Annotated in this window: 28 protein-coding genes and 1 tRNA gene; 19 read left to right on the top strand and 10 right to left on the bottom strand. The window is 62.7% G+C overall.

The window, feature by feature from the left end; genetic code table 11:
* Window positions 1-84: 84 nt before the first annotated feature.
* Both BM173_RS01175 and dut read left to right on the top strand, forming a co-directional pair.
* Window positions 85-1,866, top strand: a complete 1,782-nt coding sequence (locus tag BM173_RS01175) for a bifunctional phosphopantothenoylcysteine decarboxylase/phosphopantothenate synthase (RefSeq protein WP_245755718.1) — start codon at window positions 85-87, stop codon at window positions 1,864-1,866.
* Window positions 1,859-2,320: a dUTP diphosphatase gene (gene dut, locus BM173_RS01170; RefSeq protein WP_090478286.1), complete on the top strand. Its 462-nt coding sequence runs from the start codon at window positions 1,859-1,861 to the stop codon at window positions 2,318-2,320. Before BM173_RS01175 ends, dut begins: the two co-directional genes overlap by 8 nt.
* Here dut and BM173_RS01165 read toward each other — a convergent pair.
* The gene (locus BM173_RS01165; RefSeq protein ID WP_218152618.1) at window positions 2,317-2,607 is read right to left on the bottom strand and encodes a hypothetical protein; all 291 of its coding nucleotides are present in this window, start codon (window positions 2,605-2,607) and stop codon (window positions 2,317-2,319) included. The two genes, dut and BM173_RS01165, sit on opposite strands and share 4 nt — an antisense overlap.
* A gap of 131 nt (window positions 2,608-2,738) precedes the next feature.
* Window positions 2,739-3,449, bottom strand: coding sequence for a DUF4136 domain-containing protein (locus BM173_RS01160; RefSeq protein WP_245755717.1), 711 nt, complete (start codon window positions 3,447-3,449; stop codon window positions 2,739-2,741).
* Between the two features lie 239 nt (window positions 3,450-3,688).
* Here BM173_RS01160 and BM173_RS01155 point away from each other — a divergent pair, with 239 nt between their 5' ends.
* From BM173_RS01155 to BM173_RS01145, 3 genes are all read left to right on the top strand, one after another.
* Complete coding sequence (locus tag BM173_RS01155) at window positions 3,689-4,435, top strand: YebC/PmpR family DNA-binding transcriptional regulator (RefSeq protein ID WP_090476550.1); 747 nt, start codon at window positions 3,689-3,691, stop codon at window positions 4,433-4,435.
* A gap of 108 nt (window positions 4,436-4,543) precedes the next feature.
* Window positions 4,544-5,026: a crossover junction endodeoxyribonuclease RuvC gene (gene ruvC, locus BM173_RS01150; RefSeq protein ID WP_090476548.1), complete on the top strand. Its 483-nt coding sequence runs from the start codon at window positions 4,544-4,546 to the stop codon at window positions 5,024-5,026.
* Window positions 5,027-5,145: 119 nt separating this feature from the next.
* Window positions 5,146-5,493: an ArsC family reductase gene (locus tag BM173_RS01145; RefSeq protein WP_090476546.1), complete on the top strand. Its 348-nt coding sequence runs from the start codon at window positions 5,146-5,148 to the stop codon at window positions 5,491-5,493.
* Here BM173_RS01145 and BM173_RS14505 read toward each other — a convergent pair.
* Both BM173_RS14505 and ubiG read right to left on the bottom strand, forming a co-directional pair.
* Entirely contained in the window at window positions 5,487-5,654 is a 168-nt protein-coding gene (locus BM173_RS14505; RefSeq protein ID WP_160595685.1) for a hypothetical protein, read from the bottom strand. The two genes, BM173_RS01145 and BM173_RS14505, sit on opposite strands and share 7 nt — an antisense overlap.
* 50 nt (window positions 5,655-5,704) lie before the next feature.
* Complete coding sequence (gene ubiG, locus BM173_RS01140; RefSeq protein WP_090476544.1) at window positions 5,705-6,463, bottom strand: bifunctional 2-polyprenyl-6-hydroxyphenol methylase/3-demethylubiquinol 3-O-methyltransferase UbiG; 759 nt, start codon at window positions 6,461-6,463, stop codon at window positions 5,705-5,707.
* A gap of 53 nt (window positions 6,464-6,516) precedes the next feature.
* On the opposite strand from ubiG, the gene BM173_RS01135 reads away from it, so the two are divergent.
* The 4 genes from BM173_RS01135 to BM173_RS01120 all read left to right on the top strand — a co-directional run bounded on the left by BM173_RS01135 (window position 6,517) and on the right by BM173_RS01120 (window position 10,331).
* Window positions 6,517-7,797 (top strand): aspartate kinase, encoded by a 1,281-nt coding sequence (locus BM173_RS01135; protein ID WP_425438789.1) that lies wholly within the window; start codon window positions 6,517-6,519, stop codon window positions 7,795-7,797.
* A complete protein-coding gene (locus BM173_RS01130; protein ID WP_143089546.1) occupies window positions 7,794-8,069 on the top strand; it encodes a hypothetical protein in 276 nt (91 codons plus the stop codon). The genes BM173_RS01135 and BM173_RS01130 overlap by 4 nt, the downstream gene beginning before the upstream one ends.
* A 7-nt stretch (window positions 8,070-8,076) precedes the next feature.
* Window positions 8,077-9,249 (top strand): formate-dependent phosphoribosylglycinamide formyltransferase, encoded by a 1,173-nt coding sequence (gene purT, locus BM173_RS01125; protein ID WP_090476539.1) that lies wholly within the window; start codon window positions 8,077-8,079, stop codon window positions 9,247-9,249.
* A 65-nt stretch (window positions 9,250-9,314) separates the two neighbouring features.
* Window positions 9,315-10,331, top strand: a complete 1,017-nt coding sequence (locus BM173_RS01120; protein ID WP_090476537.1) for an NAD(P)H-dependent flavin oxidoreductase — start codon at window positions 9,315-9,317, stop codon at window positions 10,329-10,331.
* Window positions 10,332-10,392: 61 nt separating this feature from the next.
* Here BM173_RS01120 and BM173_RS01115 read toward each other — a convergent pair whose 3' ends face one another.
* A complete protein-coding gene (locus tag BM173_RS01115; RefSeq protein ID WP_143089545.1) occupies window positions 10,393-10,680 on the bottom strand; it encodes a MarR family winged helix-turn-helix transcriptional regulator in 288 nt (95 codons plus the stop codon).
* A gap of 269 nt (window positions 10,681-10,949) precedes the next feature.
* Here BM173_RS01115 and BM173_RS01110 point away from each other — a divergent pair, with 269 nt between their 5' ends.
* Window positions 10,950-12,593 (top strand): YadA-like family protein, encoded by a 1,644-nt coding sequence (locus BM173_RS01110; protein ID WP_090476533.1) that lies wholly within the window; start codon window positions 10,950-10,952, stop codon window positions 12,591-12,593.
* A 143-nt stretch (window positions 12,594-12,736) separates the two neighbouring features.
* Window positions 12,737-13,591 (top strand): formyltetrahydrofolate deformylase, encoded by an 855-nt coding sequence (gene purU, locus BM173_RS01105; protein WP_090476532.1) that lies wholly within the window; start codon window positions 12,737-12,739, stop codon window positions 13,589-13,591.
* Here purU and BM173_RS01100 read toward each other — a convergent pair whose 3' ends face one another.
* Window positions 13,592-15,739: a PQQ-dependent dehydrogenase, methanol/ethanol family gene (locus tag BM173_RS01100; protein ID WP_245755716.1), complete on the bottom strand. Its 2,148-nt coding sequence runs from the start codon at window positions 15,737-15,739 to the stop codon at window positions 13,592-13,594.
* A 129-nt stretch (window positions 15,740-15,868) separates the two neighbouring features.
* Here BM173_RS01100 and BM173_RS01095 point away from each other — a divergent pair, with 129 nt between their 5' ends.
* Window positions 15,869-16,735: a dienelactone hydrolase family protein gene (locus BM173_RS01095; protein WP_090476530.1), complete on the top strand. Its 867-nt coding sequence runs from the start codon at window positions 15,869-15,871 to the stop codon at window positions 16,733-16,735.
* A gap of 1 nt (window position 16,736) precedes the next feature.
* On the opposite strand, the gene BM173_RS01090 is transcribed toward BM173_RS01095, so the two are convergent.
* On the bottom strand, window positions 16,737-17,687 hold the full coding sequence (locus BM173_RS01090) for a complex I NDUFA9 subunit family protein (RefSeq protein ID WP_090476528.1): 951 nt from the start codon (window positions 17,685-17,687) through the stop codon (window positions 16,737-16,739).
* Window positions 17,688-17,859: 172 nt separating this feature from the next.
* Between BM173_RS01090 and BM173_RS01085 the strand changes: the two genes are divergently transcribed.
* Window positions 17,860-17,946 (top strand) — tRNA-Leu (locus BM173_RS01085).
* 60 nt (window positions 17,947-18,006) lie between these two features.
* On the opposite strand, the gene BM173_RS01080 is transcribed toward BM173_RS01085, so the two are convergent.
* The 3 genes from BM173_RS01080 to BM173_RS01070 form a co-directional block, all read right to left on the bottom strand.
* Complete coding sequence (locus tag BM173_RS01080; RefSeq protein ID WP_143089544.1) at window positions 18,007-19,545, bottom strand: acetyl-CoA acetyltransferase; 1,539 nt, start codon at window positions 19,543-19,545, stop codon at window positions 18,007-18,009.
* Between the two features lie 113 nt (window positions 19,546-19,658).
* A complete protein-coding gene (locus BM173_RS01075) occupies window positions 19,659-19,997 on the bottom strand; it encodes an ArsR/SmtB family transcription factor (RefSeq protein WP_090476524.1) in 339 nt (112 codons plus the stop codon).
* A complete protein-coding gene (locus tag BM173_RS01070) occupies window positions 19,994-20,650 on the bottom strand; it encodes a peroxiredoxin (RefSeq protein ID WP_090476522.1) in 657 nt (218 codons plus the stop codon). Before BM173_RS01070 ends, BM173_RS01075 begins: the two co-directional genes overlap by 4 nt.
* Before the next feature lie 72 nt (window positions 20,651-20,722).
* On the opposite strand from BM173_RS01070, the gene BM173_RS01065 reads away from it, so the two are divergent.
* From BM173_RS01065 to BM173_RS01045, 6 genes are read left to right on the top strand one after another with little or no spacing between them, the layout of a single operon-like run.
* Window positions 20,723-21,655, top strand: a complete 933-nt coding sequence (locus BM173_RS01065; protein WP_090476520.1) for an MBL fold metallo-hydrolase — start codon at window positions 20,723-20,725, stop codon at window positions 21,653-21,655.
* Window positions 21,652-22,113, top strand: coding sequence for a YeeE/YedE family protein (locus BM173_RS01060; RefSeq protein WP_090476518.1), 462 nt, complete (start codon window positions 21,652-21,654; stop codon window positions 22,111-22,113). Before BM173_RS01065 ends, BM173_RS01060 begins: the two co-directional genes overlap by 4 nt.
* Entirely contained in the window at window positions 22,110-22,529 is a 420-nt protein-coding gene (locus BM173_RS01055) for a DUF6691 family protein (protein WP_090476516.1), read from the top strand. Before BM173_RS01060 ends, BM173_RS01055 begins: the two co-directional genes overlap by 4 nt.
* Complete coding sequence (locus BM173_RS14670) at window positions 22,529-22,939, top strand: protein tyrosine phosphatase family protein (RefSeq protein ID WP_218152617.1); 411 nt, start codon at window positions 22,529-22,531, stop codon at window positions 22,937-22,939. The genes BM173_RS01055 and BM173_RS14670 overlap by 1 nt, the downstream gene beginning before the upstream one ends.
* The gene (locus BM173_RS01050) at window positions 22,936-24,159 is read left to right on the top strand and encodes an NAD(P)/FAD-dependent oxidoreductase (RefSeq protein ID WP_218152616.1); all 1,224 of its coding nucleotides are present in this window, start codon (window positions 22,936-22,938) and stop codon (window positions 24,157-24,159) included. The genes BM173_RS14670 and BM173_RS01050 overlap by 4 nt, the downstream gene beginning before the upstream one ends.
* A 15-nt stretch (window positions 24,160-24,174) precedes the next feature.
* Window positions 24,175-25,932: a SulP family inorganic anion transporter gene (locus BM173_RS01045; protein ID WP_177201768.1), complete on the top strand. Its 1,758-nt coding sequence runs from the start codon at window positions 24,175-24,177 to the stop codon at window positions 25,930-25,932.
* Window positions 25,933-25,936 lie beyond the last annotated feature (4 nt).

Raw genomic sequence — 25,936 nt, 5'->3', positions numbered from 1 at the left:
GGGTATTTGGGCAATCGCGCGCGTTATGCGTGCTGGCAATGACGGACAGGGGGCGCTAGCAAGCGCAACAATGACGCAATGGGAATGCACCAGCCGATCGGCGCGGACAGCGCCAGTGACGAATTCGAGCGGGACCGCGAAGTGAGCGGACCCAAGATCCTGCTCGTCATCGGCGGCGGTATCGCTGCCTACAAATCGTGCGAACTCGTGCGCCTCATCCGCAAGGCGGGCGGCGAGGTGACCTGCGTGCTGACCGAAGGCGGACAGCAGTTCGTCACACCGATGGCGCTGGCGGCCTTGTCGGGCAAGAAAGTCTACACCTCGCTTTTCGACCTCAAGGACGAGGTCGAGATGGGGCATATCCAGCTCAGCCGCGATGCGGACCTCGTGGTCGTTTGCCCGGCGACGGCCGACCTCCTCGCCAAGATGGCGGCCGGTATTGCCGACGATCTCGCCACCACGCTGATCCTCGCCACCGACAAGCCGGTGCTGACGGTCCCGGCGATGAATGTGAAGATGTGGGAGCATTCCGCCACCCAGCGCAATGCCGACTGGCTGCGCCAGGCCGGCGTGAAGGTCATGGACCCCGACGAAGGCCCGATGGCCTGCGGCGAATTCGGCCCCGGACGCCTTCCCGAACCGGTCGCGATCCTGTCGAAGATCGCCGAAGAGCTCGAAATCGATATCGACCTGCCGGAACTCGCCGCTCCTGCCCCGCAGCTCGCTGCGCCGGTAGAAGAGGCAGACGCCGAGGATGCGGAAGCCGAAGCGCCCGAAATCGAGGCGCTCGAACCGGAAGACGGGGAAGAGTTCGAAAAGAGCGGCGGCGGCCTTGGCGGCCTGCTGTCGATGATCATTCCGCGCTCCACGCCCAAGCGCAGCCACGAGGAAATTGAGGAAGAGTACGAAGAGCTCGAGGACCTGCCCGAGCCCGACATGCTCGACGCCGAAGCGCTGGTCGAAAATACCGAGATCGATCCGGACGCCGCAGGGCCGCTGCTGGCGAAAAAGGGTGGGGCTGCAGCCGCACCGCCGATCGATCCCGAAGCGCTCAACCACACGGTCGCCCGCAAGGACGAACGCGCCAAGCCGCAGCCGGTCGAAGAAGAGGTTCAGACGCAGGAAGTCGCCTTCGAAGACTCGCCGCTTGCCGGACAACCCGAATTCGATCCCGATCCCGAACATCGCCCGCTCTACGGCAAGCACGTGCTGGTCACTGCCGGCCCGACGCGCGAGCCGATTGATCCGGTGCGCTATATCGCCAACCGGTCGAGCGGGAAGCAAGGATTCGCGATTGCCGCAATGGCCGCTGCCGCCGGTGCGCGCGTCACGCTGATCTCCGGCCCCGTGCACCTGCCCACTCCGCATGGCGTCGACCGCATCGATGTCGAGACCGCCGAGGACATGGCCGAGGAAGTGCGCAATGCACTGCCCGCCGATGCCGCCTTCATGGTGGCCGCCGTCTCCGACTGGAAGAGCAAGCACGTCGCCGGCGAAAAGATGAAGAAGCGCGGCAGTGCACCGCCGGCGCTCATCCTGGCCGAAAACCCCGATATCCTCGCTGCGGTGGCTGCAGGGCGCAAGCGCCCGCACCTCCTCATCGGCTTTGCTGCCGAGACGGAAAACGTGGTCGAAAACGCCAAGACCAAGCGCAAGCGCAAGGGCGCAGACTGGATCATCGCCAACGATGTTGCCGGAGCCGTCGGCGAAAGCGTGATGGGCGGCGATATCAACCAGGTGCACATCGTCACTCCCAAGGGAGTCGAAAGCCTGCCCGAAATGCCCAAGGACGAGGTGGCCCGCGAACTCGTGCGCCGCGCTGCCGAAGCGCTGGTCGAACCCAAGGATGACGACGAACATGACTGATCCGGTCGGTGTGAGGCTGAAACGCCTGCCCCACGGCCACGGCCTCGATCTCCCGCGCTATGCCACCGATGGCGCTGCGGGCATGGACGTCCTTTCAGCCGAAGCCGTCAGCCTGAAGCCGGGCCAGCGCCATGCTGTCGCCACCGGCTTTGCCGTCGCCATTCCCGATGGCTATGAAATCCAGGTCCGCCCGCGTTCGGGCCTTGCCTTCAAGCACGGCATCACCGTGCCGAACACGCCGGGCACGATCGACAGCGATTATCGCGGCGAATTGAAGGTCCTCTTGATCAACCACGGCGACGAGAGTTTCTCCATCGAACGTGGTGACCGGATCGCCCAGCTGGTGCTGGCACCCGTCACGCAGGCTGCATGGCAAGAAGTCGACGAACTCGACGAGACGACCCGCGGCGAAGGTGGGTTCGGTTCGACGGGCGGCCACGCGAAACTCGCCTAGTCGAACAGCCCCACGGCCAGTTCGGCCCAGACCAGCAGGAAGAGCGAGATCATCGCGGCAATGGCCAGCAGCCGTGCCCGCGCATCCAGCCTCGCCCGCAAGGCCATTTCGATACCGATCCCTACCATGCCCAGCAATCCGCCCATAAGCGCGAAATCGCCCGGACCCCAGGCGACATCGGCAGTGACGTTCATCGCGATGGCGGGAAGCAAAAGAACGAGTGCCGCCAGGGTCCAGTAGATCGCGCGAATACGGTTCGCTGCCGGTGCGGCAAGTGCCCTCATCATCTCAACTCCCTCATATTGCGGCGCTTTATAGCACGTCCGCGCACATTCCTGAAAACCCAATGAAAAGGGCGGCCCGTCGCCGAGCCGCCCCTTCCATTTCATCTACATATCGCTTCTTTGCGATCCGGCACTTACCGGTCTTCCGGCTTGACCGAGATGCGTACGGTTTCACCCGAATTGCCGGGGAAGTCCGTGAACATGGCTTCGACCAGGTTCGGCACCAGGTACTGCAGGCGGTTCGAGGTCGACAGGGCCTGCGCCTTGCCTTCGAACAGGCGCTCACCCGTCGCCGCGCGGTCGATCTTCATGTCGATGCCGCTGGTGTAGACGGTGTAGCTGCGCACTTCCGGGCCGCCGAACCAGGGGTCGTTGAAGCCGTAGCCCCAGCTGCTGCCGTAATAGCTCGTGCGGAAAATACGCCCGTCGCGGGTGCGGTAATAGCGCGGACGGACATAACCCAAGTGTCCGCGATAGCCGTACCACGGCGAATAGAACGGATCGTGGATACCGGTCGTGCGGACACGCTCGCGCCCGTTGTCGACGCCGTAATCGAAGCGGACCAGCAGGGTCGCGTCTTCAGCCGTTGCGGCCTGCGCATAACCCAGGCGCTCCATTTGCGCTTCGACCTGGTCGGCATACATCGAGAATTCCAGGCCGCCGGCAAGGGCCGGATCGTCTGCAACCACGAAGTAGCTTTCGCCGGTGGGGGCGGGCATCTTGGTTTCGAAACGGGTCACGTCGGCCTTGAAGGCAGGCGTGGCGCAGGCAGCGAGGCCTGCGAGGATCATGGGTACGGAGGCCAGCTTCAGCTTACGCCCCATTCCCTGTTTACGGGTAGTCATAGCTTGGTCCTTTCGCGTGTTGGCGGATCATATACACCAAACGGGAAACATGGGGCAGCCCGCCTTTCCCCAAGACAATCTGCCAGTGAATAGAGCAACTTCTATACCAAACGCCATGAACTGGCATTGAATGGCCGGATTCACTTATGTTGCACCCCGCTGGAGGGTTGTCGCAGTGCCCACAAGGCGGCTAAGGGTCGCCGCAATTCATTCCTTTTCGCGTAAGGCAGAGACGAGCCATGGCTGGCCATTCCAAATTCAAGAACATCATGCACCGCAAGGGCGCGCAGGATAAAAAGCGCTCTAACCTCTTTTCCAAGCTGAGCCGCGAAATCACTGTGGCCGCCAAGATGGGCATGCCCGATCCGGACATGAACCCGCGCCTGCGCCTGGCGGTGAACGCCGCCAAGAGCCAGTCGATGCCGAAGGACAATATCCAGCGCGCGATCGACAAGGCATCGGCCACCGACGGCGAGAACTACGAAGAAGTGCGCTACGAAGGCTATGGCCCGGGCGGCAGCGCGATCATCGTCGAAGCGCTGACCGACAACCGCAATCGCACCGCCACCGCCGTGCGCACCGCCTTCTCCAAGAACGGCGGCAACCTCGGCACCGAGGGCAGCGTCCAGCACGGCTTCGAACGACTCGGCCTGATCGAATATCCTGCCAGCGCGGGTGACGAGGACAAGGTCCTCGAAGCCGCGATGGAAGCGGGTGCGGAAGACATCGAAAGCACCGCCGACGGTCACACCATCTGGACCGCCGCCGACGATCTCCACCAAGTCGCGGGCGATCTCGAAAAGTCGCTGGGCGAAGCGGAAAACGTCAAGCTGGCGTGGAAGCCGAACATCACGGTCGAAATGGACGAGAAGGGTGCATCGACCCTGCTCAAGCTGATCGACACGCTCGATGATGACGACGATGTCCAGACCGTCTGGGGCAATTACGAAATCTCCGACGAGGTCATGGCCAAGCTGGACGCCTGATCGGTCTTCCGGTGAAGCTGCGCGAATGGATCCTCGCGATCGTATTGGGCAGCGCATTCCTGCTGGCGATTGCCTGGCGGCTCGGCTGGATGATCGGGTTGTGAAGCCATGCTAATCCTCGGCCTCGACCCCTCGCTTTCCTGCACGGGCTGGGGCGTGATCCGCGTCGACGGCAGCCGGATCACGCATATCGCGAACGGCCAGATCCCGACCGATGCCAAGGCGCCGATGGTGCGGCGGCTGTCGCTGCTGCACACCTCGGTCCAGGCCGTCATTGCCGAATACGCGCCGGATCGCGCGGCGGCGGAAGAGGTTTTCGCGAACAAGAATGCGCAGTCGACTCTCAAGCTTGCGCAGGCGCGCGGCGCCGTGCTGACGGCCTGCGGCGGGGCCGGGCTGGACGTGAACGAGCACGCCGCACGGCTGGTGAAGAAGGCGGTCGTCGGGACCGGCGGGGCCGACAAGACGCAGGTCCAGGCCATGCTGAAAGTGCTCCTGCCCGGCGCGAAACTGGCCGGCGCCGACGCCGCCGATGCGTTAGCAGTCGCCATTGCCGACGCGCACCTGTCCTACACGCCGCCCTCGCGCTAGGCCCTTGGCATGAGCGCGCCCGAACCCGTTGTATCCGCCCGAAACGGGCGCTTTGCGGCCTCCGGCGGATTTTCCGCCTGGACCGTGTTCCATGTGTTCCACTCTGTAGGACAGCTATCGTGACCATCCAGCTCTACGGCATCCCCAACTGCGACACAGTCAAGAAAGCCCGCAAGTGGCTCGACGCGCAGTCGATCGATTACGCCTTTCACGATTACAAGAAGGAAGGTGCCGATCCGGCCAGGCTCGCCTCATGGTCGGACGCGGTGGGCTGGGAAGTGCTGCTCAACAAGCGCGGCACCACCTTTCGCAAGCTGGACGATGAAGCCAAGGCCGATATCGACCGTGAAAAGGCGATCGCGCTGATGGCGGAGCACCCGAGCATGATCAAACGGCCCGTCGTCGAACACGCGGGCGGCCTATTGGTCGGCTTCAAGGAAGAGGACTGGGCGGCAGCGCTTCAATAGCCGCTCGAATTGCTCCAGCCGCCATTGTCGTTCTGCGTCACAGAGCGCGCATTGTCGTTCGCCGTGCCGGTAATCTGGCGCTTGACCGCGCCGAGGTTGCTGCCCGATCCGTAAATCAGGCCAAGCACGATCGCGCCGCCGAGGAGGAGTTTCTTGATCATGATCAGGCGAGGCTACCCGCCTATCCTAAAGATCGAGTTAATGGCGGGCCTCAGGCCTTGCGTGCGGTGACGATGTAATTGAGCGACATATCGTCGCCAAGATGGAGGCCTTTCATCGGGGAAAAGCCGATTCCGCGCGGTTCGCCCATGGAAAGACCCGCCTCGGACAGCAGGTCGCCGAGCTCGCCGGGCATGATGAAGTCGTCCCAGTGATGGGTTCCCTTGGGGATCATGCCCAGACCTTCTGCCGCCCCGATCATCAGCAGGCGCGATTGGGGCGTGCGGTTGGGGGTGGAGAGGACCATGAGACCGTCATCGGCAAGTCGCGCTGCCAGTTCGCGCACGAATGCTGCCTTGTCGGCCACGTGCTCGACCACTTCCATCGCGGTGACGAGGTCGAACGTCCCGATGTCGAGCGATCCGATCTCGCCCGCCATATACCGGATGTCGAGGCCCACGCCTTCGGCATGGACGCTGGCCGCAGCCACGTTCTCGGGAGCCGCATCGACGCCCGTTACCTGCGCACCCATACGCGCCAACGGTTCGCACAGGAGGCCCGCGCCGCAGCCGACGTCGAGCGCGCTCTTGCCGGCGAGCGGACGCGCATTGCGGATATCGCCCGCCCAGTGGACGTCGATTGCATCGCGCAGGAATTCGAGGCGCACTGGGTTGAGCTTGTGCAGCATTGCGGAAGAGCCCTTCGGGTCCCACCAGTCCCGCGCCAGCCTGCCGAAATGTGCGGCCTCTTCGGGCCGGATCGTTTGGCCGCCTGAAGTATTGCTTGGCGTGTCGGTTGTTGCATCACTCATGAGGGGTGGCTAGCAGCCATAGCCCACGCATTCCAGCACGGAGAGACATCCGCTTGGCCCGTATCGTGATGAAATTCGGCGGCACCTCGATGGCGGGGACGGAGCGCATCCGGCGCGTCGCCAACCTCGTGCGCAAACAGGCGGCCGGTGGCAACCAGGTCGCCGTGGTGGTCAGCGCGATGGCAGGCGAGACCGATCGCCTGGTCAATTTCTGCCGCGAAGCGAACCCGCTTTACGACCCGGCCGAATACGACGTCGTCGTGGCGAGCGGCGAACAAGTGACCAGCGGTCTGCTTGCTCTTACCCTGCAATCGCTCGGCGCCGATGCGCGCAGCTGGCTCGGCTGGCAATTGCCTGTCCGTACCGTCGAAGCGCATGCGAAAGCGCGAGTAGAGGCAATCGATGCCGACGCTCTCACTTCGGCCATGGAGGCTGGGCAGATTGCAGTGATCCCGGGCTTCCAGGGCGTGTCGGAAGACGGCCGCATCACGACCATGGGGCGCGGCGGGTCGGATACCAGCGCGGTCGCAATCGCCGCTGCTGTGAAAGCGGACCGGTGCGATATCTACACCGATGTCGACGGCGTCTACACGACCGACCCGAGGATCGTGGCCAAGGCCCGCAAGCTCAAGGCCGTGACCTATGAAGAAATGCTCGAGCTGGCGAGCGTGGGGGCCAAGGTCCTCCAGACCCGCAGCGTCGGCCTGGCGATGAAAGAGGGCGTGCGCGTGCAGGTCCTCTCCAGCTTCGTAGGCGACGACGCTATTCCGGCAGACGAACTCCCCGGCACGATGATCGTGTCGGAAGAGGAAATGAATATCTTGGTGGAGAAGGGCGAAATGGAACGCCAGCACGTAACCGGCATCGCGCATGACAAGAACGAGGCCAAGATCATCCTCACCCGCGTTCCCGACAAGCCGGGCGCCGTGGCGCATATCTTCGACCCGCTCGCAAAGGCGGCGATCAATGTCGACATGATCATCCAGAACGTGGGCCGCGACAAGGGCGAGACCGACGTGACCTTCACCGTCCCGCAGGCCGACCTAGCAAGGGCTCAGGCGCTGCTGGAAGACAAGCGCGACGACATCGGGTTCAATCGCCTCATCACCGACAGCAAGATCGCCAAGATCAGCGTCGTGGGTGTCGGCATGAAGAGCCACGCAGGCGTCGCCAGCACCATGTTCAAGGCGCTGGCGGATCGCGGGATCAACATCCAGGCGATCACGACTTCGGAGATCAAGGTCAGCGTGCTTATCGACGAGGACGAGACCGAACTCGCCGTTCGCGTGCTGCATACCGCTTATGGCCTCGACGCCGACGACGAGGCTGCGTGAGCAGAATTCGCAAGGTGGCGGACGGATGGAGTGCCATCGTCCGAAGCGCCTGGCGCGCTTATGCGGTGTTTTGCGGAGCGGGCGTGATTGCTGTCCTGCTCCGGTTTCGAGCCGGAGAGTATGCGGAAGCAAGCAATCGGGAGGTGATGGAAGAGATCGGCGTGGCCGCCATTCTCATGTTCGTCGCAGCCTTTGTCACCGCGCTCGTCTTCCATTACCAACTGCGCCGCAATTCGCGCTGGCCCGGTGGGGGAGGGCGCCGCAACAGGTGAATGTGAAATGAGCCACACAGCAAAAATCCTCCTTCTCGGCTCCGGAGAACTGGGCCGCGAATTCGTCATCTCCGCCAAGCGCCTCGGCGCCTATGTCGTGGCCTGCGATGCCTATGACGATGCCCCCGCAATGCAGCTGGCCGATGCGCGCGAGGTCTTCTCGATGCTCGATGGCGAAAAGCTGCGAGACGCGGCCGAAAGGCACCGGCCGGATTACATCGTTCCGGAAATCGAGGCCATTCGCACTTCGGTCCTTGCCGAACTTGAGGAAGAGGGTTTCAACGTCGTGCCTTCCGCCAAGGCGGCGCAGCTTACCATGAACCGCGATGCAATCCGCGACCTCGCGGCGCACGATCTCGGTCTCGTGACCTCGAAATACCGCTATGCGAAGAACCTCGACGAAGTGCGCGCAGCGGCAAAGCACACGGGCTTTCCCTGTGTCATCAAGCCAGTGATGTCCTCGTCCGGCAAGGGCCAGAGCACGGTCCGTGACGACGACGGGCTCGAGCCGGCCTGGGATTACGCCTGCGCCAATATGCGCGGCGACCGCAGCCGCGTTATCGTCGAGCAGTTCGTCGACTTCGACTACGAGATCACTCTCCTGACCATCCGGCACAAGGACGGTGTGAGCTTCTGCCCGCCGATCGGCCACCGGCAAGAGCGCGGGGATTACCAGGAGAGCTGGCAACCCACGCCGATGAGCGATGCGGCTATCGCGAAAGCCCAGGATATGGCGCGCAAAGTGGTCGATGAACTGGGTGGTCACGGCCTGTTCGGGGTAGAGTTCTTCGTCAAGGGCAAGGAGGTGATCTTCTCCGAACTCAGTCCCCGCCCGCATGACACGGGCATGGTGACGCTGGTCAGCCAGAACCTGACCGAATTCGACCTCCACGCGCGTGCCATCCTCGGCCTGCCGGTGCCCGACCAACTGCGCGCGCGCCCCTCCGCCAGTGCCGTCATACTGGCGAGCCAGAACAGCGATGCGCTGTCATACAGTGGCCTTGCAGAAGCCCTCTCCCAGCCCGGCACGGACCTGCGCATCTTCTCCAAGCCGACCAGTCGACCTTTTCGCCGTATGGGCGTGGCCCTGGCGACGGCAGGCGATACCGATGAAGCGCGACGGAAAGCTCGCGATGCGGCGGCCAAGGCCAGGATCCATTACGGCGACACCGCCGGTTAGAACGTTGCGCAAAGGCGCGGCCATCCGCTTGCCGTAAGGGCACTTGCGCCGTAAGCGCTTTTGCCATGAGCAGCTATCCCAAGACCGACCGCCTGATGCAGCGCGGCGCCGACTTCCTCGGATCCGAAACCGCCATCCTGTGCGGTGCGATGAGCTGGGTGTCGGAGCGAAACCTCGTTTCCGCCATTTCGAACGCCGGTGGCTTCGGCGTTATTGCATGCGGTGCGATGACGCCCGAATTGCTCGAAACCGAGATTGCCGAGACGCAAAAGCTGACCGACAAGCCGTTCGGCGTGAACCTCATCACCATGCATCCGCAGCTCTTCGACCTTATCGAGGTATGCGACAAGGCAGGTGTCAGCCATGTCGTGCTGGCAGGTGGCATTCCCCCCAAGGGCAGCGTCGAAGCCATCAAGGGCGGCGCCAATCCCGCCAAGGTGATCTGCTTTGCCCCCACGCTTGCCCTGGCGAAGAAGCTCCTGCGCTCGGGCGCGGACGCACTGGTGATCGAAGGCATGGAAGCGGGCGGGCACATCGGCCCGGTATCGACCAGCGTACTGGCGCAGGAAATGCTGCCCGAACTGGCCGAGGACCACATCATCTTCGTCGCGGGCGGTATCGGACGCGGCCAGGCGATTGCAGGCTATCTCGAAATGGGCGCTGCAGGGGTACAACTCGGCACCCGCTTCGCCTGCGCGAGTGAAAGCATCGCGCATCCCGATTTCAAGAAGGCCTTCTTCCGCGCCAATGCGCGCGACGCCGTTGCAAGCGTGCAGGTCGACGCGCGCCTGCCCGTCATCCCGGTGAGGGCGCTGAAGAACAAAGGGACCGAAGAGTTCACTGCCAAGCAGCGCGAAGTCGCCGGCACTTTAGACCGCGAAGAAATCGCGATGGAAGAAGCGCAGCTTCAGATCGAACACTATTGGGCCGGTGCCTTGCGCCGTGCGGTGATCGATGGTGATGTCGAGAACGGCAGCTTGATGGCAGGGCAGTCCGTCGGGATGCTGAAAGCGGAAGAGCCTGTCGCGGACATCATCCAGAAGCTGATGGCCCAGAGCGAAGAGGCCTTGTCGCGCCGCTAACTCAGGCTCGATCCTTCTGGTAATTCGTATGGCGGCCCGCCTTGGGTGAGGCCCCGCGCAGTCAGCATTCGGCTTCCATCATCCGCAGCTGTTCGGGTATTTCGTTCAGCCGGATGAGCCGCGCGCGCCTGTCGTTCGGGTCGATGTCCGCCGTTACCAGGCCTTTCGCCTTGAGGCGTTCGATCGCGAGGTAGAAGCCGCGATAGGAAGAGCCCGAGGCGTGCAGCAATTCCTTGATGCGCGAGCTGCCATTATTGAGAAGATGGATAATAATCCTGCCCTCAATAGTGAATACCTCGACCCCCGAACGACCGAACTCGTTCGAAAAATTCTCTAATAGTTTCTGCACTTGCCCGCCCGTTCCGATTCGCGGGAAATACACCCGACCATCGACCAAAATCTGTAAATGGCCCCCAAGCATTCGCAGAAAAGCGAAATGCCAACCATTATTTGCACCAAGTATTATATCAATAAAACGCCTACAAGTGCATCTTGTATATATAATATAAGACCTCAAAAGCGATATGAATGCCCCTACAAATCGCGTAGCTCCACGTCAACTGGGTCCTCGGATCGCCTGGTTTAATAAATGTTAAATACCTTTTGAGGGGTTACTTTATGCGTACTATGAATATTGCGGGTCGTGCAGCTGTTGCCGGCCTGATGACGAGCGTAGCAGGGGGCGCGCTTCTGGTTGCTTCGCCCGCGGCCGCACAGGCTTCGGACGAAACTTGCTTCCGTGATGCATCGGGCAATGTTTCCTGCTTCGAGCCGGGCGACGTAGATTATCTCGCAAGTAGCTATGGCTATGCGGGTATCAACGACGGAGCCTACGACAATCTCGATAGCAAGATCGAACAAACCGCTCCGACCGATGCCGAAGTCGAAACTGCGCAGGCAGAACTCGATGCTGCAAACGATGCGGCAGATACGCTTGCAGCAGATCAGACTGCAGTCGAAGCCACGCTGACCGACGAAAACCTTGCCGCTTTCGAAGATGTTGCAACGACTGAAGCCGCTCTCGAAGCCGCTCAGGCCGCTGAGCTGGAAGCACTGGCTGCCCAGACCGATGCACAGACCGCATTCGATGCGGCTGCTGACGACCTGACCGACGCCAACGTCGCTCTCGGCGCTGCCCAGACCGATCTGGCGGACGCGCAGGATGCCGTCGACACGGCTCAGGCAAACTACGACGCCAACCAGACCACTGCGAACCTCGCAGCCCTGAATGACGCTCTGGCCGACCGTGCAGACGCACAGCTCGCTCTGGACGCTGCCGAGGCGGACCGTGCAGATGCGCTGGCCCTCGCCAACGATGCTGCTGCAGACCTCACGGCTGCACAGGCTGCGTTCAACGACGCAGCTGCCGCGACTGTCGCTGCGAACGACGACTTCTCGGATGCTCTCACGGCCCTCGACACCTCGCTCGCTTCGAACACCGACTTCGTCGACGCGATCACCGACGCTGGCTACACTGCCGACGCTTCGGGCCTCAACACGCTCAGCAACGACGCAGTTGCAGCAGCGGACCAGGCTGTTGTCGAGCAGGCGCAGTTCGATGCTCTCGATGATGCGACCAACACCTACGCACGTGCTCAGGACGTTCTCGTCCCGGCTGCCGAAAATCAGAACCCTGCAATTGCTGCAGCTTCGCAGGCTCTTCTCGGCGACCCGCGCGCTGATGAGACCAATGCTGAAGTCGAAGTGATCGCTGCTCTCGTCGATCACGAAGAGCGTATCACGACCAACACCGCCGACATCGCGACCAATGCTGCGAACATCGCCGACAACTCGGCTCGCATCACCGTCGTCGAAGAAACGCTGGTTGAGTACGACACGCGCATCACCGCCAACGCCGATGCGATCGTCGCTGAATCGGAAGCGCGTGCCGCTGCCGACGCTCAGCTGCTCGATCAGCTGACCGCAGAAGAAAACGCCCGTATCGCTGGCGACGCCGCTCTGCAGACGCAGATCGACGGTCTTGGTGGTCGCGTTGGTCTCGTCGAAGCACGCATCGACCAGCTCGATGACCGTATCTCCAGCTCGACCGCTACCGCGATCGCTCTGGGCGGCATGGGCTTCCTGCCCGACACGCGTTTCAACCTGTCGGTTGCAGGCGGCTTCTACGAAGGTGCCAACGCAATCGCAGCCAACGCAGGCATCCGTGTCAGCGACAAGGTTGCGATCACTGCCGGTATCGGCGGCGGCCTGAACAAGAACGGCAAGGTCGGTGGCCGTGTCGGCATCATCTTCGGCTGGTAACTCCTAGCAGTCTTATTGGCTGACTACACCGAGGCGGCCCGGAGAGCGATCTCCGGGCCGTTCTTTGTGTCACAAGCATGGCTTTGAGGCCGTCGAGGAACTCCAGCTTGTCCTCCGGCAAAGGGGCGGTCATCTAGCGACCCATGTCCGAACCTCTTGTCCTGACCCTGTCCTGCGCGGATCGTCCCGGGATTACCGCGCGCGTGGCCTCGTTCCTGTTCGAGCGCGGCGGGAATATCCTCGAGGCGCAGCAATTCAACGACCGGGGCTCGGACGCTTTCTTCATGCGGGTCGAATTCGATCCCGGCTCGACAGGGCGCGAGCGACTCCGCAGCGACTTCGCATCCATAGCCGGCGAGTTCGCGATGGAGTGGAAGCTAGCCTTGCGGGACCGGCCGCGGCGTGTGCTGCTGATGGTCAGCAAGTTCGATCACTGCCTCGCCGACCTGCTTTACCGCTGGCGGATCGGTGAATTGGCGATGGAACCGGTGGCGATCATATCCAACCATCCGCGGGACGCGATCGGCCATACCGACATCGGCTCGGTACCTTTCCACCATCTGCCCATAACCCGTGAAACGAAAGCGGCGCAGGAAGCCGAAGTCCGCCGGATCGCGCAAGAATGCGATGCGGAACTGGTGGTCTTGGCGCGCTATATGCAGATCCTTTCGGACGATCAGGCAGCGCACTTCGCAGGGCGGTGCGTCAACATCCATCACTCTTTCCTGCCAGGTTTCAAGGGCGCCAAGCCCTATCACCAGGCGTACGAGCGCGGGGTCAAGATGATCGGCGCGAGCGCGCACTACGTCACTGCCGATCTCGACGAAGGCCCGATCATCCACCAGTCGGCAGAACCAATCAGCCACGCAGACAGCCCCGACGAGCTTGTCCGGAAGGGCCGTGAGATCGAAAGCCGCGTGCTGGCCGAAGCCGTCCGCTTGCACCTTGAAGAAAGAGTCCTCCTCAACGGCAAGCGAACGGTTGTCTTCCGCAGCTGATCAGCGTTTCGCCACCCGCGTCTTCGCGCGCTCGGCTTCCATCGCCTTGTCTTCGTTGGCGCGCTTGATGACATACTGGCGGATGGCCTCGATCTCGTCCTCGGATAGCGAGCCGGCAAAGCTTGCCATCCCATTGTCCTGCAATGCGCCCCCATGGACGATCTGAAGCCATGCGGCGGGGTTCTCGAGCGCGCCGGAGCGGCGCAGATCGGGCAATTCTGTCGATCCGACTGCTGCAGGCGCGTGGCAGACGGCGCAGTAGCGCGCGTATTTGGCACGCCCCACATTGATCGTCTCGGCACTCGCCCGTGAAAGCGGCGGATCGAGCGGCGCAAGCGCGAAGTCGGGCTCGGCAGGAAGCTGGGCTTCTCCGCCCAGCTTGAAGACCAGCAGTCTGCTGATGTTTCGTACCGGCTTCATCTGGTCGATGAGTTCACCGTCCACCGACAGAGCGAAAGCGCCGCCCCAGCCTGCCAGCACGGCAACATATTGCTCGCCGTTGACGGTGTAGGTCATCGGCGGTGCGACGACGCCGGTCTGCGCCGCGAATGACCAGAGCTTGTCGCCGGTGGCGGAGTTGTAGGCCGCGAATTCGCTGCCCGAATTGCCCTGGAACACCAGGCCGCCGCCGGTCGCCAGGAGCCCGCCGTTCCACGGTCCGGGATGTTCGACCTCCCAGCGCACTTCTTGCGCCACCGGGTCCCAGGCCAGCAGCTTGCCGCTGATCGTGCCCTGGACCTCTCGCCTAATGCCGAGGTCGGGCGGCAGGTCGCCTGCGCCAAGATCGTATCCGACGTTGAACCCCCGTGCCCGGTCGGGCTTCCAGTTCGCTTCGGGCGCATAGAGCATCGCGGCTTCGAATGCCGGAATGTAAACGAGGTTCTCGTCCGGGTGATATGCCATCGGGTGCCAGTTATGCCCGCCGAGCGGTCCGGGCATGACCAGCGCCGGCTCGCCGGTGATATCGACCCGCGTTTCCGGGTTCATGATGGGTCGGCCGTCCTCGGACATGCCGGTGGACCAGTTCTGCGGGATATAGGGCTTGGCGGACAGGAATTCGCCCGTCGCGCGATCGAGGACGTAGAAATAGCCGTTCTTGGGGGCCTGCATCAACACCTGACGCTCGCGCCCGTCGATCTCCATGTCGGCAAGGATGATGTGCTGGGTGGCGGTGTAATCCCAGGTCTCTCCCGGCGTTGTCTGGTAGTGCCAGACATAATCGCCGGTATCGGGCCGGATAGCGACGATGCTGGAAAGGTAAAGGTTGTCTCCCTCGCCTTTTCCGTCGGGGCCGGGGCTGCGATAGGCGCGGTTCCACGGGCTACCGTTGCCGACCCCGAAATACAGCAGGTCGAGTTCGGGATCGTAGGCCATTGAATCCCACACGGTGCCCCCGCCGCCGATGCCGTCCTCGCTGCCGAGCACGTCGCCGCTCCAGGTTTCGGCGGCCGCCTTCAGATATTCGGGCTCATCCTCGTCCTCGCCGCCCGGCACGGTGTAGAAGCGCCAAAGCTCATCGCCATCCTCCGCGTCATAAGCGGCGATATAGCCGCGCACTCCGAATTCGGCCCCGCCATTGCCGATAAGCACCTTGCCATCGATGACGCGCGGTGCGCCGGTAATGGTATAGCTCTTCGACTGGTCGACAGTTACCTTTTCCCAAGCGACCTCGCCGGTTTCACGGTCGAGCGCGACGAGGCGCCCGTCGAGCGTGCCGAGATAGAGATTGTCGCCCCACGCAGCGAGGCCGCGGTTCACGACGTCGCAGCAAGCCTTCACGCCGGTTTCGCCGGGGACCTGCGGATCATAGCTCCACAGCGGTTCTCCGGTAGCAGCATCGAAAGCGAAGACCTTGCTCCACGCGGTCGTCACATAGAGCTTGCCATCCATCACGAGCGGCGTGGCTTCCTGCCCGCGTGCGGTGTCCATATCCACGAACCAGGCGAGGCCGAGATCCGACACGGTTTCGCGGTTGACCTGGTCCAGCGGGGAGAAGCGTTGTTCGGAATAGGTGCGGCCGTGACTTATCCAGTTCGCGCTGTCCTGGTCCGCATTGACCAGGCGCATCGCATCGATGCCGCCCTCGTTTTCCGCCGAATTGCACGACGCAAGCAGCAGCGCGGCCGCAGCCGCCAAACCGTATTTCATCGCTAATGTCTCCCTCATCGGTCTTCCCGGACCGCTCAACCCGATTGCATCCTGCCTTCGATCTCGGGCCTTGTCCATCGCGAGGACTGGTCTAGGTTGGTGTGCGGACGGGGAAGAGGAGAGACTGCAATGTGTGATCAGGAACGCTTGGCCAATTGGGCACGGAGCGGAATTTCTCGGCGGACGTTCGGTGCAGGGGCCCTTGCCGGCACGGCAGCTGCCTGCACCTCGATGGAGCCGCCAGGCGATGACGCGGCCGAGAACATCATCATGCGCAGCACGGTCAGTTTCGCCACCCCTGACGGGACCATGGACGGCGAGTTCTTTCATCCATCCGACGGCACACACCCTTCGGTGATCTTCTGGCCCGACATTGCGGGCATCAGGCCGGCCAAGCGCCTCATGGCAATCCGGCTTGCGGAGGCTGGTTATGCCGTCCTTCTCGCCAACCCCTATTATCGGGATGTATCCGGCCAGCAGTTCGAGGACTTCGCAGATTTTGCCGGGAATGGCGGATGGGACAAGGTGAAGCCTTGGCGTGCCCGCTTCGACCATGAAACCATCCAGCGGGACAATGCGTCCTGCGCTGCTTGGCTACAGGAACAGGCCGCGGTCGAACCCAACCGGGGCGTGGGCGTCCAGGGCTATTGCATGACCGGCAGCTTTGCCGTGCTGGGCCCATGGTCGGAAGACATGATCTCAGCCGGGGCAAGCTTTCACGGCGGAGGTCTGGTGCGGGACGGCGAATACAGCCCCCATCGCCTGTTGCAGGACGATGGCCATTATCTCATCGCAATTTCGCGGGATGACGATGCCAAGCAGCCGGAAGCGAAAACGGCGCTGCGTACTGCCGCTCAGGATGTAAACAACCGGACCGAGATTGAAGTCTATCCCGCCGATCACGGCTGGTGTGTGCCGGATTCACCCGCCTACGACCAGGAGCAGGCCGAGCGTGCGTGGGCCCGCTTGCTGGTCCTCTACAAGGAGGCGCTGTAGCTTACGCGCTCAGGCGTTCTGCAAAGCGGCCGTGCTTGCGATAGCGCGTCATCCACTTGTCGAGGAAAAGGCCGAGCGGCTTGGGCTCGATGCCGAGCTTGGAGAAGCCGGGAAAGTCGCCTGAAACCGTGTTGCCTTGCGCCAGCAAATTCCACTGGTCGCTGCTCATCGGCGTGCCGGGCAGCGCAGCGAAGGTTGCCGAAAGCCGATCGGGCATCGGCAGGAAGGTGCGCTTGCGGCGCTGGGCTTCGGCAATCCGGCGATTGATTTCCAGCATGGTCAGCTTTTCCGGGCCGCCCAGCTCGAAGGTCTTCCCGCCAAACTTTCCGGGATCTTCGAGGGTCCGCGCGACGGCTTCGGCAACATCGTCGACATAGACCAGCTGAAGTTCTGAATCCGGCCCGAAGACGGGAAGGATGGGCAGGGTGGAGATCAGCTGCCCGAACATGTTCAGGAAATTGTCGTCCTTGCCGAACAGGATTGACGGGCGCAACACGGTTGCATTGGGGAAGGCTTCGAACACGCGCTTTTCGCCGAGGCATTTCGCCGCAGCGTAATCGTTCGAAGTGTCCTCGTCGGGCTCTGCAGCGATCGCGCTGATATGGACGAACGCGCTCGCGCCTTCCCTGGCTGCGGCCTCTGCCATCCAGCCCGGGGCCTCGCCCATGAGCGTGCGAAGATTGCCCTCAAACGAACCGACCAGGTTGACTACTGCATCGGCGCCTTCGATGCATTGTTCGACACTGCGGCGATTGGTCGCGTCGCAGCGGGCGAATTGCATCTGGCCGAGGTTGGCGAGAGGCTTGAGCTTGAAAGCCTTTTCGGGATTGCGGCTGGCGATCCGCACGCGCGCGCCCCGCTCCAGCAGCGCCTGCGCCACGTAATTGCCGATGAAGCCGCTTCCGCCCATCAGCACTACCAGCTTGCCGTTCAGTGCGCTGTCTTTTGCCATTTCGATGCCTGTCTTTTCCGGTCTAGAATTCGTGTTGCGCCCCTAGCCACAACCTGCGCGTGCCTGCAAGCGTTCCAAGTAGCGCGATTGCAGTTGACAAGAATCGCCCCCCTTCGCTAGTGGCGCGCTCCTACCTGCGGACCGGCGAAGGATGACCGGTCATGCAAAGTGTGCCCAGATGGCGGAATTGGTAGACGCACCGTCTTCAGGTGGCGGCGCTCGCAAGGGCGTGGAGGTTCGAGTCCTCTTCTGGGCACCATTTCTATCGGCTTCAAAACCGCAAGCGCAAACCTGACAGGGTTTGCGCCTGTCTCCGTGCTCAAGCTCTCGCAAGTCCCGAGACGAAGTTTACGCCGTCTCGATGGACAATCGAAACCTTCTTCCCGACCAGATCTTCGCTTTCTGCCAGGACTGATCCGGAGTTGGCGTCCTGCGTGTCGATCCGTGCGATGACGCGTCCATTCTCGTTGCGTGCAATGACGTAAGCACTGGTGGGGCCATCCCTGCCGTGAATGACGGTATATGCCTCAACCTCGGCCTCGCAGTCCTCGTTGATTAGCGCAATTTCAGGCCGGTCGGCGATTTTTGCCTGTCCCGCTTCACTAGAGACAGGAGCCCAGGTTGTGGGTGCAGCGGCCGAATAGATGCCGACAGACTCCTTGCTGATGAATCCACCGTTGGCGAGGACGAGGCCGTAGGCGTCACGATCTTTTCGCAGTGTCTCGACCATGCTGGCGATGGCGTGCATCGAATAATTGTTACCCGGCCCGCCGAAGAACGGCAGCCCGCCGGTGACAGTCAGCTGGTCTTCCAGCGGATCGAGCCCGAGGACTTCTGCGGCGAGCATGGGGACGATCGGGAAGCAGCTGTAGAGGTCGCGGTGCGCGATGTCGGAGCTTTCGAGGCCTGATGCCGTCAGCGCCTGCTCAAGCGCCAATTCAATCGCCGCGGAACGAGACAGGTCGGGCCTCTGGGAAACCAGCGCATCCTTGATGTCGGCATGGCCGTGCAGGAAAATCTGCTTTTCTTCCGGGATGCCCAGTTCGCGTGCCTTGCCGACGGTGGTCATGACCAGCGCAGCCGACTGGTTCACCGCGTCCTGTGCGACATGCCATTTCAGCAACGGGTCGCACATCGGGTAATTCTCTCTCGACGGGGTGGCGAGAAATTCGGCGCTCAATGCACTTGGAAACTGCGCGTATTCGTTGGCGGCTGCCACCTGGGAGAACCTGGAAAACATCTTGCTGGCAAGCTCGCGCCATTCGGCGGTCGAAAGGCCATGTCGTGCCCGCCATGCCTGCTCTTGTGCGGCATAGGTCTGGGGCGGCATCCCGAGGCCGTTGGTCAGTTCGTAACGGGAAAGGAGCGGTTCGCCTTTACCACGGTCTTCGACCGGGCCGTCGGTATCATCCGACCAATCCAGCCGGTGCCCGTGCTTCATCGCCGCCTTCATGGCGCCAATGACCTCTCCGCCGGCAATTATTGCGACTTCGCATTCGCCCGATGCCAGCGATGCAGCCAGCTCGTTGACCATTGCCTGTGGCTGGTCACCGCCAACCGCTGAATAGATCACCCGCCGTGGTGCAAGATCCGTCTTCGCCAACACGGCCTGCGGCAAATTGCCGATTGTGCCGAAGGGAATAACCGGTTCCCTCAGCGAGTCCGGAAACGTGCGAATAAACGCTGCGCAGTCAATCGCAGCGCCGATGTTGCTGCTGCCCGTGTCCTCGATCGCCAAGTCCATTCCAGCCCGGATCATCGCAAGCGGATGCGGCGCTTTTTCGGCATCCTGTCCATCCCAATGGTCGACCACCTGGCCAACGCCTACGATGACAGGAAGATTGTCCTTTTCGTGCATATTCGATCGTTCTCCGGTCAACGAGAGCTGAAGGGTGTAGCGTCACAATTGCCGGGAATGCCCTCTCCGGCAATTGCGAAACATCTCAATTCCAGGGCGTGAGGCCCGGACCCTCACGAAAGGCGGGCGAAATTCGCGACACCGGGTGCTGGCCGCCGGGTCTGGCGGGTTGGCGCGTCCTGGCATGCGTCGGAGTTGCCGATCAGCGCTGCCAGCTTGGAGAGGCGTTCGGCGGCGAGGCTGTAGTAGACCAGCTTCGCCTCCTTACGGGTCTCGACGAGCTCGGCTTTCCTGAGCACGCTCAATTGCTGGGAAAGGGCCGGTTGGCCGATGCCCGTAGCCTGCTCGATCTCACCGACGTTAAGCTCTCCCGATTTGAGGACCTGGAGTATCTGGAAGCGCAAGGGGTGGGCGAGCGCCTTGAGCTCGGCGATCGGCGCGTTCTCGCTCATGCTTCATCTCCATTACCCGCTTCTCGCAGGAACCAATCGGTTTCCCTCTGCGCGGCGAAAACGTCGTCGAGTGTCTGGCTTGGGGGTTGGAGAAGAGGCGTGCCGGGCGTCCAGTTAGCGGGCGCCAATCCGTTCTGTTCGTCGATCGCCTGCAAGGCATCGAGCATGCGCAGCATTTCCGGGATCGATCGGCCCATATTCGCCGGGTAGCAGGTCATCGCCCGGACCACGCCTTCGGGGTCGATGAAGAAGGTTGAGCGGACAGTCGCACTGTCACTATCCTGCGGGGCCACCATGCCGAACGCGCGCCCGATCACGAGCGTCGGATCCTCAACGATCGGGAAGCGCACTTCGACATCGAAGCGGTCGCGGATTAGGCGCAGCCACGCGAAATGCGAGAACAGGCTGTCGACCGACAGGGCCATGAGCGCGCAATCGCGACGCTCGAATTCCTGTGCCTGCCGGGCGAGCTCCACGAATTCGGTCGTACAGACGGGTGTGAAGTCGGCAGGGTGCGAGAAGAGGATGAGCCACCGTTCGCGGAAATCCTTCAAGCGCACCGGCCCGACGGTGCTGCGCGCCTCGAAATCAGGTGCGAAGTCGCCGATGCGCAGGCCCGCGGCCTGCTGCGATGTAGGGTGCTCGGTGCTCATGGCCCTTTCTTACCACTTGACTCTGCAAAAGCAATACATATACACATTTAACGTAAATAAAGGAGTTTGGCTATGGCTGGCAACGACACGGCCCTTCAGGCTGCAACCGACCAGATCAATCGCGCCGGAGCTGAAAAGGCTCTTCGCCCGACGATTGCGGGCTTTTTCGACGAGGCTACGTATACGGTCAGCTATGTAGTGCATGACCCGGTGAGCTGCGAGGCTGCGATCATCGACTCGGTCCTGGATTACGAGGCTGCCGCCGGGCGGACCTCCTACGGCTCTGCCGACCGTATCATCGAATATGTCACTTCGAATAATTTGAAAGTGACTTGGCTGATCGAAACGCATGCGCATGCCGACCACATTTCGGCAGCGCCGTATTTGCAGGACAAGCTCGGTGGCAAGCTGGCCATCGGCGCTGAGATCGTCCGCGTGCAGGAAGTTTTCGGCAAGCTGTTCAACGCCGGCACCGACTTCGAGCGCGACGGATCGCAGTTCGATCACCTGTTCACCGATGGCGAGACGTTCAAGCTGGGCGAAATCGAAGGCATTGCGCTGCACGTGCCCGGTCACACCCCTGCCGACATGGCTTTCATCATCGGTGACGCGGCATTCGTGGGCGATACGATTTTCATGCCGGACTTCGGAACCGCAAGGGCCGACTTCCCTGGCGGCGATGCTCGGCAGCTGTTCCAGTCGATCCGCCGCCTGCTTTCACTGCCCGACGACACGCGTCTGTTCCTGTGCCACGACTACAAGGCACCGGGACGTGACGAATATGCGTGGGAGACCACCGTCGGCCAGCAGCGCACGGAAAATGTCCATGTGAAGGACGGCGTGAGCGAGGATGAGTTCGTCGAGATGCGGACCTCGCGCGACAAGACACTGGCGATGCCGACGCTCATCATGCCTTCGGTGCAGGTGAACATTCGCGGTGGCCGCCTGCCCGAGCCCGAAGAGAATGGCGTCAGCTACATCAAGATCCCGGTGAACGCGGTATGATTGCGGGTTTCACACTCTCCGCATTTCCCGATGCGGCACCGATGAACGGCCTGTTCGGCGGTATTCTGATCGGCCTGGCGGCGGCGCTGATGCTGCTCGGCGCTGGCCGGATCGCGGGCGTGTCCGGCATCGCGGCACGCGCCACGGGCATAAGCGATAGCGGAATGTCGAAATCGAGCGCCTGGATGTTCCTGATCGGCTTGCCGGTCGGGGCCGCTATCGTCGCTTTCGCCTCGGGCGGGATGGAACCCAGCTTCGCAAGCCCGGTGTTCCTGATCGTCGCCGGTCTGCTCGTCGGAGTGGGCACGCGCCTCGGCAGCGGTTGCACCAGCGGGCATGGCGTTTGCGGTGTCAGCCGCCTTTCGCAGCGGTCCATCGTTGCAACGCTGACATTCATGGCCGCCGGTATCGCGACCGTCGCACTCATGAATGCCGCCGGCCTGGAGGTGCTGCCATGATGCGCCGTCTCCTTCCCCCGCTGTTGTCCGGTTCGCTCTTCGGCGCTGGTCTCGCGCTGGGCGGCATGACCGATCCTGCACGTGTGCGCGGCTTCCTCGACATTTTCGGCGACTGGGACCCGACCCTGGCCTTCGTCATGGGCGGGGCCGTCATCGTCATGGCGATCGCCTGGCGCTTTCGCGAGCACATGGCGCACCCGCTGTTTGCGGAGAAGTTCTCCCTTCCAGACCGTAGCGATCTGACCGGCCGCCTGATCGGCGGGTCTGCCCTGTTCGGGGTCGGCTGGGGGATAGCCGGACTGTGTCCGGGGCCGGGCATTGCGGCGCTGGTAATCGAACCGGCAAGCGCGGCCATCTTCGTCGTCTCGATGCTGGCGGGCATGTTCCTCGTGCGGCTGGTCGAAGGGAGCGCGTAATGGAAATTTCCGAGGTGACCCCCGAATTTGCGGTCGCTCCGCAAATCAAGCCCGAAGACGTCGCCGCGCTGCACGATCGGGGGATCGTAGCCCTGATCTGCAACCGGCCCGACGGCGAGGAAGAAGGCCAGCCCGAAGTGGCGGCCATCAGGCGCGCTGCCGAAGAGCAGGGCATGGCCTTCCACCATATCCCCGTATCCGGCGGCAATTTTCCCGAGGGTGCGGTGGCGACTTTCCGAGCGGTAAGGCGCGGCACGGAGGGCCCTATCCTCGCTTACTGCCGGACCGGCACTCGCTCGATCACGCTCGATACTCTCGCCAACCCGGATGGCGTTAGCCCTGCCGACCGCATCCATCGGGCGAAGGCCGCCGGCTACGATCTATCCGCCATCGAAGGGCAGCTGACATGAAACAATTCCACCAGGTCGCTGTGATAGGCGGGGGTTCTGCGGGGATCGCTACGGCTGCTTCCATGCTGCGGCGGCGATCGGATCTCGACATAGCCATCGTCGAGCCGTCCGACTTTCATGCCTATCAACCCGGCTGGACCATGGTCGGCGGCGGCGTTTTCCACCCCGAACAGACCCGCCGCTCGACCGCGAGCGTGCTGCCGAAGGGCGTGAACTGGATCAAGGCACGCGCCGCGTCTTTCGAGCCCGAGAACAATCTCGTGAAGCTCGAGGATGGCAGCGAGATCGGCTACGATGTCCTGGTCATGGCGCCGGGCATTCGTCTCGCCTGGGAAAAGATCGAGGGACTTGAAGAAACGCTCGGCAAGAACGGCGTTACCTCCAACTATCGCTATGACCTTGCTCCCTACACATGGGAGCTGGTGCAGCGGATGAAATCGGGGAAAGCTCTCTTCACGCAGCCTCCGATGCCGATCAAATGCGCAGGCGCCCCGCAGAAGGCGATGTACCTGTCCTGCGACCACTGGAACCGCAGCGGCAATCTTAGCGATATCGAGGTCGAGTTCTGCAATGCCGGCGGCGTGTTGTTCGGCGTGCAGGATTATGTCCCGGCGCTGATGAGCTATGTCGAGAAATACGATATCGCGCTCAAGCTGGGCAACAACCTCGTCGCGGTGGATGGCCACGACCAGATCGCGACATTCGCGACCGACGAAGGCGAAGTGACGCGCGACTTCGACATGATGCATGTCGTTCCGCCACAGGTCGCGCCGCAGTTCGTCGCCGACAGTCCGCTCGCTGCGGAAAGCGGCTTCGTCGATGTGGACCAGCACACCCTGCAGCACGTGCGCTATCCCAACGTCTTCGGACTGGGGGATGGATGTTCCGCCCCCAATGCCAAGACCGCCGCTGCCGCCCGCAAGCAGGCGCCGGTCGTGGCTGTGAATGCCCTGCGGCAGCTGGACGGCAAGGGGCCGACCGCCGGATATGACGGGTATGGATCGTGCCCGCTGACGGTCGAACGCGGCAAGATCGTGCTGGCCGAATTCGGCTACGGCGGGAAGCTCGCGCCCAGCTTCCCCACTTGGCTCATCGACGGCACCAAGCCGCAACGCCTCTCATGGATGCTCAAGGCTGACGTCTTGCCGTGGATCTACTGGAACGGCATGCTCAAGGGGCGCGAATGGCTTGCCGGACCCGGCGGGCTTATCGCCCAATAACGAGGGGCCTGCTTGATGCTCTCGCGTTACCTGCCGATCCTCGAATGGGGTCGGACATATAACCGGTCGATCCTGACCAATGACCTGATGGCCGCGGTTATCGTGACCATTATGCTTATTCCGCAGAGCCTGGCCTACGCGTTGCTGGCGGGATTGCCGCCGGTCGTGGGCCTCTATGCCTCCATCCTGCCCCTGGTCCTCTACGCCATTTTCGGCACCAGCCGGACCCTGGCGGTGGGGCCCGTAGCGGTCGTCTCGTTGATGACGGCGAGCGCGGCTGGCGCGGTGGCGGCGCAAGGGACGGCTGAATATCTCGAAGCAGCGATCACGCTGGCGATGCTGTCCGGTGTCATGCTGGCCATTCTCGGCCTGCTGCGCGCAGGTTTTCTCGCGAACCTGCTGTCTCACCCGGTCATCAGCGGCTTTATCACCGCCAGCGGCATTCTGATCGCAACCAGCCAGCTGAAGCACATCCTCGGCATTACCGCTGGCGGCGACAACTGGCCAAGCATGCTCGGGTCTCTGGCGAGCTCGTTCACCGAAACCAATCCCTGGACGCTGGCCATCGGCATCCCGGCGACGATCTTCCTGTTCTGGGTCCGCAAGGGCGCCAAGCCCGCGTTGCAACGACTTGGCCTTCCCGCTCGCGCCGCCGACATGACGGCCAAGGCAGGGCCGGTCGTCGCTGTGGCGCTGACGATCATGGCCGCAATCGCGCTCGATCTTGGCGACAAGGGGGTGAAGCTGGTCGGCGCTATCCCGCAGGGCCTGCCGCCGTTTGCCCTGCCCTCGACCGACCTGTCGCTGATCCAGCAATTGTGGGTCCCGGCGTTGCTCATTTCGATCATCGGCTTCGTGGAGAGCGTGTCCGTCGCCCAGACGCTGGCCGCCAAGCGCCGCCAACGCATCGAGCCGGACCAGGAATTGATCGGGCTGGGCGCTGCAAACATCGCCAGTGCTTTTTCGGGGGGCTATCCGGTCACCGGCGGCTTCGCCCGCTCGGCAGTGAACTTCGATGCCGGCGCGGAGACACCTGCTGCCGGAGCCTTTACCGCCGTCGGTATCGCGCTGGCGACGCTGTTCCTTACGCCGCTGCTATTCAGCCTGCCGATTGCGACCTTGGCGGCGACAATCATTGTGGCGGTGCTGAGCCTCGTCGACATGAAGACGCCCGGGCAACTGTGGCGCTATTCCAAGGCCGATTTCGCCGCGCATGTCGCCACCATCGCCGTCACCCTGATCGCCGGGGTCGAGCTTGGCGTGATCACCGGCGTGGCGGTCGGCCTCCTGCTCTATCTCTACCGGGCCAGCCGCCCTCACGCTGCCATTGTCGGGCGCGTGCCCGAGACCGAACACTTCCGCAATGTCGAGCGGCATTCCGTCTTCACCGTGCCGCATGTCCTTTCGATCCGCATCGACGAGGCGCTGACCTATCTCAACGCGCGCTGGCTGGAAGAATATGTGCTCGAGCGTGTCGCGGAGCGGCCGGAATTGAGGCACGTCATCCTGATGTGCAGTGCCGTGAACGAGATCGATGCTTCGGGTCTTGAAAGTCTCGAAGCGATCAACCACCGCCTGGGTGATGGCGGGATCGGCCTGCATCTGTCCGAGGTGAAGGGCCCCGTGATGGACCGGCTTAAACGGACGCACTTCCTCGATGAATTGAACGGCAAGGTCTTCCTGTCGCAGGACCGGGCATTTGCCGAAGTCTCGAAAGACAATGGCGAACCGCCGCCTCCGGTGGATCACTATCTCGCCCGCGGAATGATCTGATTGT

The organism is Qipengyuania nanhaisediminis (assembly GCF_900115585.1).
GTDB lineage: Bacteria > Pseudomonadota > Alphaproteobacteria > Sphingomonadales > Sphingomonadaceae > Qipengyuania > Qipengyuania nanhaisediminis.
The sequence above is the reverse complement of the archived record's forward strand: the minus strand, read 5'-3'. Positions and strand labels throughout refer to the sequence as shown.